The 8379-nt window shown below is 71.5% G+C and carries 8 protein-coding genes; 7 read left to right on the top strand and 1 reads right to left on the bottom strand.

Annotated elements, in window-relative coordinates:
* Window positions 1-2: 2 nt before the first annotated feature.
* Window positions 3-1058, bottom strand: a complete 1056-nt coding sequence (locus tag FNH05_RS25615) for a TDT family transporter (protein WP_144591267.1) — start codon at window positions 1056-1058, stop codon at window positions 3-5.
* Window positions 1059-1135: 77 nt separating this feature from the next.
* On the opposite strand from FNH05_RS25615, the gene FNH05_RS25610 reads away from it, so the two are divergent.
* The 7 genes from FNH05_RS25610 to FNH05_RS25580 form a co-directional block, all read left to right on the top strand.
* Complete coding sequence (locus FNH05_RS25610; RefSeq protein ID WP_144591268.1) at window positions 1136-2032, top strand: LysR family transcriptional regulator; 897 nt, start codon at window positions 1136-1138, stop codon at window positions 2030-2032.
* A gap of 12 nt (window positions 2033-2044) precedes the next feature.
* Window positions 2045-3100 (top strand): tryptophan--tRNA ligase, encoded by a 1056-nt coding sequence (gene trpS / locus FNH05_RS25605; RefSeq protein ID WP_144591266.1) that lies wholly within the window; start codon window positions 2045-2047, stop codon window positions 3098-3100.
* Between the two features lie 135 nt (window positions 3101-3235).
* Entirely contained in the window at window positions 3236-4450 is a 1215-nt protein-coding gene (locus tag FNH05_RS25600) for an efflux RND transporter periplasmic adaptor subunit (protein WP_144591265.1), read from the top strand.
* A gap of 2 nt (window positions 4451-4452) precedes the next feature.
* The gene (locus tag FNH05_RS25595) at window positions 4453-5145 is read left to right on the top strand and encodes an ABC transporter ATP-binding protein (RefSeq protein WP_144591264.1); all 693 of its coding nucleotides are present in this window, start codon (window positions 4453-4455) and stop codon (window positions 5143-5145) included.
* On the top strand, window positions 5142-6374 hold the full coding sequence (locus FNH05_RS25590; protein ID WP_144591263.1) for an ABC transporter permease: 1233 nt from the start codon (window positions 5142-5144) through the stop codon (window positions 6372-6374). The genes FNH05_RS25595 and FNH05_RS25590 overlap by 4 nt, the downstream gene beginning before the upstream one ends.
* A 13-nt stretch (window positions 6375-6387) precedes the next feature.
* Window positions 6388-7152 (top strand): DUF5666 domain-containing protein, encoded by a 765-nt coding sequence (locus FNH05_RS25585; protein WP_144591262.1) that lies wholly within the window; start codon window positions 6388-6390, stop codon window positions 7150-7152.
* Window positions 7145-8379, top strand: a 1235-nt coding sequence (locus tag FNH05_RS25580; protein ID WP_144591261.1) for an HlyD family secretion protein, incomplete at its 3' end; no start/stop codon positions are given. The genes FNH05_RS25585 and FNH05_RS25580, both read left to right, overlap by 8 nt.

Genomic DNA, 8379 nt, shown 5'->3' with positions numbered 1-8379 from the left:
GCTCAGCCGAAGGTGGTCGCCCTGACCGGCGTCGCCATCGCCAGCAAGGTGCGCACCGCGACCGTCAGCCACAGGGCGACGAGCAACCCGTAGAGCACGACCGCGGCCACCGCGAACAGCGCGGAGTGCGTGACCGCCGCCAGTGCGCTCGTCCCCGTCACGCAGGTGCCGACCGGGAAGGTGAAACTCCACCAGGTCAGCGAGAACGGCAACTGGGAGCGCAGCGTGAGAGTGGCCGCCAGCGCCAGCCACAGCATCGCGAAACCCCAGGTGGGAACGCCGTAGAGGAGGCCGAACGCGAAGGCCGCGGAACTGCCCGGCAGCACCCCCGGCGCGGCCGCGCCAAGCAGGTTCGCCGCCGTCACCGACTGGCCGAGCGGGCCGAGCACGATCCAGACGGTGGGCACGGTCCCCGCGCCGAGCCGTACCAGGCGGTGCCAGATCAGCGGCAGCAGTGCGAGCGTGGCGAACAGGCTCACGCCGAACAGCGCGTAGCAGAACAGCAGGAACGCCAGCCGTGGCTGGCCGGGCGGCAGGTGCGGTACGAGGGCCGCGCCGGTGGCCGCGGACACCATCGGCGGCACGACGGGCATCAGCCAGCCGCCGAACGCTTCGCCGGTCTCGAGCCGCCCGTTGATCATCCGGTAGGGCAGCCCGACCGCGGTGACCAGCCCGAGCAGCGTGCCGATGATCCACAGCGTCGCATCGACGGCCAGCGCCGGGCCGAGGCCGAGCCAGGACTGCCCGAGCGAGAGAGTGCCGGCGCCCACGGTGAGCAGCGCCATCGGCGGAGCACCCCAGAAGTGCGCCAGCACCGGATCGCTCAGGTGCGCCAGCTGGTGCTCGCGGTTGCGCCGCCACTCCCGGGCCATCACCCCGCACAGCAGCGCGAGCCAGAGGGCGGCCAGTGCCCAGACCACGGTGGCGGCCGTGCGGAGCCCGGCGAGGTGGACCGGCAAGGCCGGGACGGCGTTGGCCACGATCCCGGTGCCCATCACCGAGGCGAACCAGTTCGGGGTGCTGCCCGCGCGGGGCAGGGACGGTGCGCTTGTGAGCATGTCCCACACGTTCGGGGTAAACCGGTCGCTTCACCAGCCCGCCCCGCTCGATGGGCTCATAGCCTGTGCTTATGTCGTTGCCGTCACGTGTCACGGATCTGGCCGGGTTCGACCTGCTGCTGTCGGTGGCCCGGCTGGGGGGAATCGGCGCCGCCGCCCGGGAGCACGGCATCTCGCAGCCCGCCGCCAGTGCCCGCATCCAGCAACTCGAGGCCCGCATCGGGGTCGCACTCGTCGACCGGTCGCCGCGGGGCTCCCGGCTGAGCCGGGCGGGGATCCTCGTCGCGGACTGGGCGCGGCCGGTGATCGAGGCCGCCGCCGATCTCGAGTCGGGGATCGCCGCGCTCCGTGAGGAACGCGACGGGCGGCTTCGGGTCGCGGCGAGCCTCACCGTCGCGGAGTACCTGCTGCCGAAGTGGCTCGCCGCGCTGCGAGGGCTCAACCCCGGCACCGGTGTCGCGCTGGTGTCGGGCAACTCCAGCGACGTGGCGGGCCGGGTGCTGGCCGGGGAGGCCGACCTCGGCTTCGTCGAGGGCCCGGACGTGCCCGCCGGTCTGCGGGCCGAGACCGTCGCCACCGACGAGCTGCGACTCGTGGTCGCGCCGGCGCATCCGTGGGCGAAACGCAGGCGCAAGCCCCGGCCGGAGGAACTGGCGGACACCCCGCTGATCTGCCGTGAGCCCGGCTCGGGCACCCGGTTGGCGCTGGAGCGCGCCCTGGCACCGCACCGGCTCACCGATCCACTGCTCGAACTGTCCTCCACCACCGCGATCAAGACGGCGGTGATGGAGGGGATGGGGCCCGCCGTCCTCGGTGCGCACACGGTGGCCAACGAGCTCGCGGCCGGGACGCTGGTCGCGCTGGAGGTGCCGGGGGTCGATCTGTGCCGCCGGCTGCGCGTGGTTTGGCGGTCCGGGCAGGCGCTGCGAGGGCCCGCGGCGGACCTCGCCGCCATCGCCGCCCGCGGCGCCTGAAACAATCGGGGTGTGTCCGAAGCTCAGGAAAACCAGGTCGCCTCCACCGCGGGAACCGCGGAAGCCCGGCTGCGGGTGCTCTCCGGCATCCAGCCGACCGCGGACTCCTTCCACCTCGGGAACTACCTCGGCGCGCTCCGCCAGTGGGTGCGGCTGCAGGACACGCACGACACCTTCTACATGGTGGTGGACCTGCACGCCATCACCGTCGAACAGGACCCGAAGGTGCTGCGCCAGCGCACGCGGGTCTCGGCGGCGCAGCTGCTCGCGCTCGGGGTGGACCCCGACCGCAGCGCGCTGTTCGTGCAGAGCCACGTCCCCGAGCACGCGCAGCTGTCCTGGGTGCTGGAATGCCTGACCGGTTTCGGTGAGGCGAGCCGCATGACCCAGTTCAAGGACAAGGCCGCCAAGCAGGGCGCCGACCGCGCCAGCGTCGGGCTGTTCACCTACCCGATCCTGCAGGCCGCGGACATCCTGCTCTACCAGGCGCACGCGGTGCCGGTGGGCGAGGACCAGCGCCAGCACCTCGAGCTTTCGCGTAATCTCGCGCAGCGGTTCAACCACCGTTTCGGCAAGACGTTCGTGGTGCCCGAACCGCATATCGTGAAGGACACCGCGAAGATCTACGACCTGCAGGACCCGACCAGCAAGATGAGCAAGTCGGCGTCCTCGCCCAACGGGCTGATCGAACTGCTCGAAGATCCGAAGCGGTCGGCCAAGAAGATTCGCTCGGCGGTGACCGACACCGGCCGGGAAATCGTCTTCGACCCGGAGGGCAAGGCCGGGGTGTCGAACCTGCTCTCCATCTACTCGGCGCTGACCGGTAAGTCCATCGAAGAACTGGAGAACTCCTACCGGGACAAGGGTTACGGCGACCTGAAGAAAGATCTCGCCGAGATTCTCGTCGAGTTCGTCACTCCGTTCCAGGAGCGGGTGAAGTCCTATCTGGACGATATCTCCGAATTGGACAAGGTGCTCGCGCGGGGCGCCGAGCAGGCACGTGAGGTGGCCACCAGGACGCTCGCCGTGGTTTACGACCGGGTCGGCTTCCTGCCCATCGGAAGGTAAATCGTTCTTTACCGTTTCCCGTTCGATACATAGTTGATTCACAGGTTCTCCGGCGCCTTTTTCTCATAAGCTCCGAAGAATCAGCGGCGATGCTTCTCGCCCGTTGGTTCCTTCAGGTGAAGAGAGAAGGTCGCCGTGCTGCGCAGGAAAAGACGGTGGATCCTGGGCGGGGCCGCCGTGGTGGTGGTCGCCGTCACCGGGGTGACGATCTGGCTGGTCACCCGGCCGCAGAGCACCGCCCCCGCCTACCGCCTGGTCACGGTCGCCACCACCACGCTCAAGCAGACGGTCTCCTCGTCGGGCACCATCCAACCGGCCCAGCAGAGCAACCTGAACTTCGGTGTGGCCGGGCAGGTCACCGCGGTCGAGGTGACGGTGGGGCAGCAGGTGAGCGCCGGGCAGACGCTGGCGACCCTGCAGTCGGCCTCGCTGTCGGCGAGCGTGGCGCAGGCGAAGTCCACGCTCGCCTCCGACCAGTCGAAGCTGTCGTCGGACCAGACCGCGAACGCGTCCAGCGCCCAGCTGTCCGCGGACCAGGCCGCGATCACCGCGGCACAGAACCAGTTGGACAGCGCGCAGGCCGCGCTCGCACAGGCGACGATGACCTCGCCGATCGCGGGCACCGTCGCGGCCGTGAACCTCACCGTCGGACAGCAGGTCTCCGCGACCGGCTCCGGTTCCGGCACCTCGGGCAACAGCGCGTCGGGCAACTCCTCGGCGGGCGGGACCGCTTCGTCCGGGGGCCAGAGCAGCAGTTCCTCGTCGAGTTCGTCCTCCGCGCAGATCGTGGTGATCTCGACCGGTTCGTACCTCGTCAACGCCGGGGTCGACGACACCGAGGTCGGACAGATCAAGACCGGCGAGCAGGCGGTGATCACGCCCAACGGCGCCACCACACCGGTCTACGGCACCGTCACCTCGGTCGGCGTGATGCCCTCCGGCTCCTCCTCGGTGCCCAGCTACCCGGTCACCATCGCGGTCACCGGTAACCCCACCGGGCTCTTCGCCGGAGCCGGGGCGAGCGTGTCGATCGTGGTCAAGCAGCTCACCGACGTGCTCGCGGTGCCCAGCGCCGCGGTGCACTACAGCGGCGGGCAGGCCACCGTCGACGAACTGGTCGGCGGCAGGCAGACGAGCAAGCCGATCACCGTGGGGCAGACCTCGAACGGGATGACCCAGGTCCTCAGTGGACTGTCGGAGGGCGAGCAGGTGATGGTCTCCACCCCGGCGGGGACGGGCGGTCCGGCCAGGACGGGCACCGGCACCGGCACCGGGAACGGCCAGGGCGGCCGCGGCACCGGTTTCGGCGGCGGTGGCCGCACCGGCGGCCTCGGCGGGTTCGGGGGCTGAACGTGCCGGAAGCGGTGATCGACGTCCGGGACGTCCGCAAGATCTACTCCACGGGCGTGGTGGAAGTCGAAGCGCTGCGCGGGGTTTCGCTGCGCGTCGAGCACGGCGAGTACGTCGCGATCATGGGGCCATCGGGCTCGGGCAAGTCCACCCTGATGCACATCCTGGGCTGTCTCGACCTGCTCAGCAGCGGGAGCTACTCGCTGGCGGGCGAGGATGTCAGCCATCTGTCCGAACTGGAGCTCGCGGCGATCCGCAACCGCCGCATCGGGTTCGTCTTCCAGCAGTTCAACCTGCTGCCCGGGCTGCCAGCCTGGCGCAATGTGGAGCTTCCGCTCTGTTACGCCGGGGTCCGGCGCGCCGAGCGCAAGGCCAGGGCGGTGGAACTGCTGGAGCGGGTCGGCCTCGGCGAGCGGATCGAACACCGGCCCAACGAGCTTTCCGGCGGCCAGCAGTCCCGCGTCGCGCTGGCACGGGCGCTGGTCAACCGGCCGTCGCTGGTGCTGGCCGACGAGCCCACCGGCGCGCTGGACTCGCACTCGACCGCCGAGGTGCTGTCGGTGTTCCGCGAACTCAACGAGGCCGGCCACACCATCGTGCTGATCACGCACGAGGAGGACGTGGCGGCACAGGCGGACCGCGTGGTGCGCCTGCGGGACGGTCTCATCGAATCGGACACGGGGGAGAACCGGTGAACTGGCTGGAAACCCTGCGCACGAGCTTCGAGGCCATCCGCGCCCACCGGCTCCGGTCCGGGCTGACCATGCTCGGCATTCTGATCGGGATCGCCGCGGTGATTCTGACCGTCGGCCTCGGCCAGGGAGCCCAGGCCCAGGTCGCCTCGGCGATCAACTCCCTCGGCACGAACCTGCTCGTGGTCTCCCCGGGCAGCGCCACCACCAGCACCGGGGTGCGCGGCGGCAGCGGCTCGGCCACCACGCTCACCGTGCACGACGCCACCGCGCTCGCCGCACCCGGCGTGGCGCCGGACATCGCGGGCGTCGCCCCGACCACGACGCGCAGCACGTCGCTGGCGGCCGGCGCCACCACCTGGACCACGTCGGTCGTGGGCACCACGCCGCCGTGGCTGCGGGTGCGGGCCAAGACCCTGGACCAGGGCCGCTTCCTCACCGAGGCGGACGAGACCGGCGAAGCCGCCGTGGTGGTGCTCGGGCCGACGACCGCGTCCGAACTGTTCGGCAGCACCAACGCGGTGGGCCGCACGGTCACCATCGGCAGCACGCCGTTCACCGTGATCGGCGTGCTCGCTTCGGCGGGCACCTCGTCCGCGCTCAACGAGGACGACCAGGCGGTGGTGCCGATCAGTACCGCGGCCGACCGCCTCACCGGCGGCGCGAACCGCACCTCGGTGCAGGCGATCTACCTGGAGGCCACCACGCCGGACACGCTGTCCGCGGCCTACCAGGAGGCCAACCAGGAACTGCTGGTGCTGCACCACCTCGCCAGCGCGGCCTCCGCGGACTTCACCATCAACAGCCAGCAGTCGCTGCTGAACACGGCCAGTTCGGTCAGCAGGACGCTGACCCTGCTGCTCGGCGGGGTCGCCGCGATCTCGCTGCTGGTCGGCGGGATCGGCGTCATGAACATCATGCTGGTCTCGGTCACCGAGCGGATCCGCGAGATCGGCCTGCGCAAGGCGGTCGGCGCGAGCCCGGTGGCGATCCGGCGGCAGTTCATGGTGGAGGCCTCGGTGCTCGGCCTGGCGGGCGGCCTGCTCGGCGCGCTCCTGGGCATCGCGGGCGCGCTGGTCCTGCCGCACCTGATCGCCATCCCGATCACCATTTCGCCGGTCGCCGCGCTCGTCGCGATCCTCACCGCGATCGCGATCGGCCTGGTGTTCGGCGTGTACCCGGCCGGCCGCGCCGCTCGGCTGGCACCCATCGACGCGTTGCGCAGCGAATGACACGGAGGAAGGCATGACGATCCGACGCCTGATCATCGCGGCCACCGGGGCCGTGCTCGCCCTGGCGATGGCCGCGTGCGGTTCTTCGTCTTCGGGCGGCGGAACCGGCGCCGCCGCTTCGAGCGGCCCCGCCGCCCCTGGCAACGGGCAGCGGGGCGGCCCCGCCGCCGCGGGCACGGTCGCCGCGGTGGCCGCCTCCAGCATCGAGGTGCAGAACGCCGCCGACGGGCAGGTGACCGTGAACTTCTCCGGCACCACCACGTTCACCAACCGGGTCGCCGCCGCACTGGCCGATGTCACGGTCGGCTCGTGCGTGATCGTCGGCGGGACCGGCCAGCCGATCACCGCGAAGACCGTGGAGGTCACCGCGGCGTCGGCGAACGGATGCGGTGCGGGCGGGGGAATGCGGCCGCAGAACGGTGGCGGCAGCCGTCCGAACCGGCCCTCCGGCGCTCCCGGCGGTCAGAACGGCAATCCGAACGGCGCTCGCGCGGCGGGCAAGGTGACCGCCGTCAGCGCCACCGGGTTCACGCTGGCGGAGGAAAACCGACAGACCGGAGCGGAAACCGACGTCACGGTCACCGTCGACGGCGGCACCACCTACACCAAGGCGGTGACCGCGGACTCCAGTGCGCTCAAGGTCGGCGAGTGCGTGACGGCGAACGGGAAGGCCGACGACACCGGGGCGGTGACGGCGACCGCGATCGCCATCAGCCAGGCCGGTGCGAACGGCTGCGCGGCCGGTGGCCGTCAGCGCACGGGAGGGACGAATGGCTGAGCGCGCTCGCCGGGCGCTCACCGTGACCGGCGTGGTCGTGGTGGTCGCGGGCATCGCGGTCGTCTGGGTGACCTCGACGTCCTCGTCGCCGGGCTACCGCACCGCGACCGCGGGCCCGGCCTCGGTGACCGCGACCCTGGACACCACCGGCACCATCCAGGCCGTCGACCAGGCCACCATGTCCTTTCCGGTGAGCGGTCAGGTGGCCTCGGTCGGCGTGGCGGCCGGACAGCAGGTCACCACCGGGCAGACGCTGGCCCAGCTCGACACCACCGCGCTGTCGAGCCAGCTCGCCAGCGCACAGTCCACTTTGGCCACGGCGCAGGCCAGGCTGGCCGCCGACCAGTCCGGACAGGGCACCGCCGCGAGTACGGGGCGCGTCACCCCGGCGCTGTACCGCACCGCGGGCACCTCCGGCAGCGGCGGCTCCGGTGACCTGAAGACGGCGCAGGACGCCGTGATCGCGGCCCAGCAGCAGGTGGACAAGGACCTCGCCGCGGTCTCCGCCGCGCTGACCGCGCAGCAGAAGGCCTGCCAGCCGGTGGTGAACCCGGATCCGAAGCAGCCGCCGAGCCAGGACACTGTGGACAGTTGCACCGCGGCGATCCAGCAGACCCAGGACGCCCAGCAGACCACCTCCACCGACGAGCAGAAGCTCGCCGACGCGGAGAACGCGCTGTCGGCGATGCTCGCGAAAGCCGCGAGCACACCGCAGAGCACCTCGCCGAACACCCAGGCGGCGCCCAGCCAGGCACCGAAATCCGGGACCGGTTCGCGGTCCTCCACCGGTTCGTCCGCACAGGGATCTTCGCCGGGCACGAAGACGAGCACCCCGGCCTCGGCCCAGCAACTGGCGGCCGACCAGGCGGCCATCGACGCGGCGAACGCCCAGGTGGCCGTCGCCCAGCAGAACCTGGCGGCGGCCACCCTGGTCAGTCCGATCGACGGCACCGTCGGCCAGGTCGGCCTCACCGCGGGACAGGCGTCCTCCGGCGGGCGCATCGTGGTGCTGGGGCACGGGGCGGTCCAGGTGAGCACGGCGGTCGGCGACAGCCAGGCCGGCCAGGTCAAGCCGGGACAGCGGGTGCTGGTCACCCCGGACGGCAGCGGCACCCCGATCACCGGCAGCGTGACCGCGATCGGGCTGCTGGCGAGCACCACTTCGTCGGGCGCGCCGAGCTATCCGGTGACCATCTCCCTGCCGCCGGGCACCGAACTGCACCAGGG

Origin of the sequence: Amycolatopsis rhizosphaerae (assembly GCF_007713715.1) — a bacterium.
Lineage (GTDB): Bacteria > Actinomycetota > Actinomycetes > Mycobacteriales > Pseudonocardiaceae > Amycolatopsis_E > Amycolatopsis_E rhizosphaerae.
The sequence above is the reverse complement of the archived record's forward strand: the minus strand, read 5'-3'. Positions and strand labels throughout refer to the sequence as shown.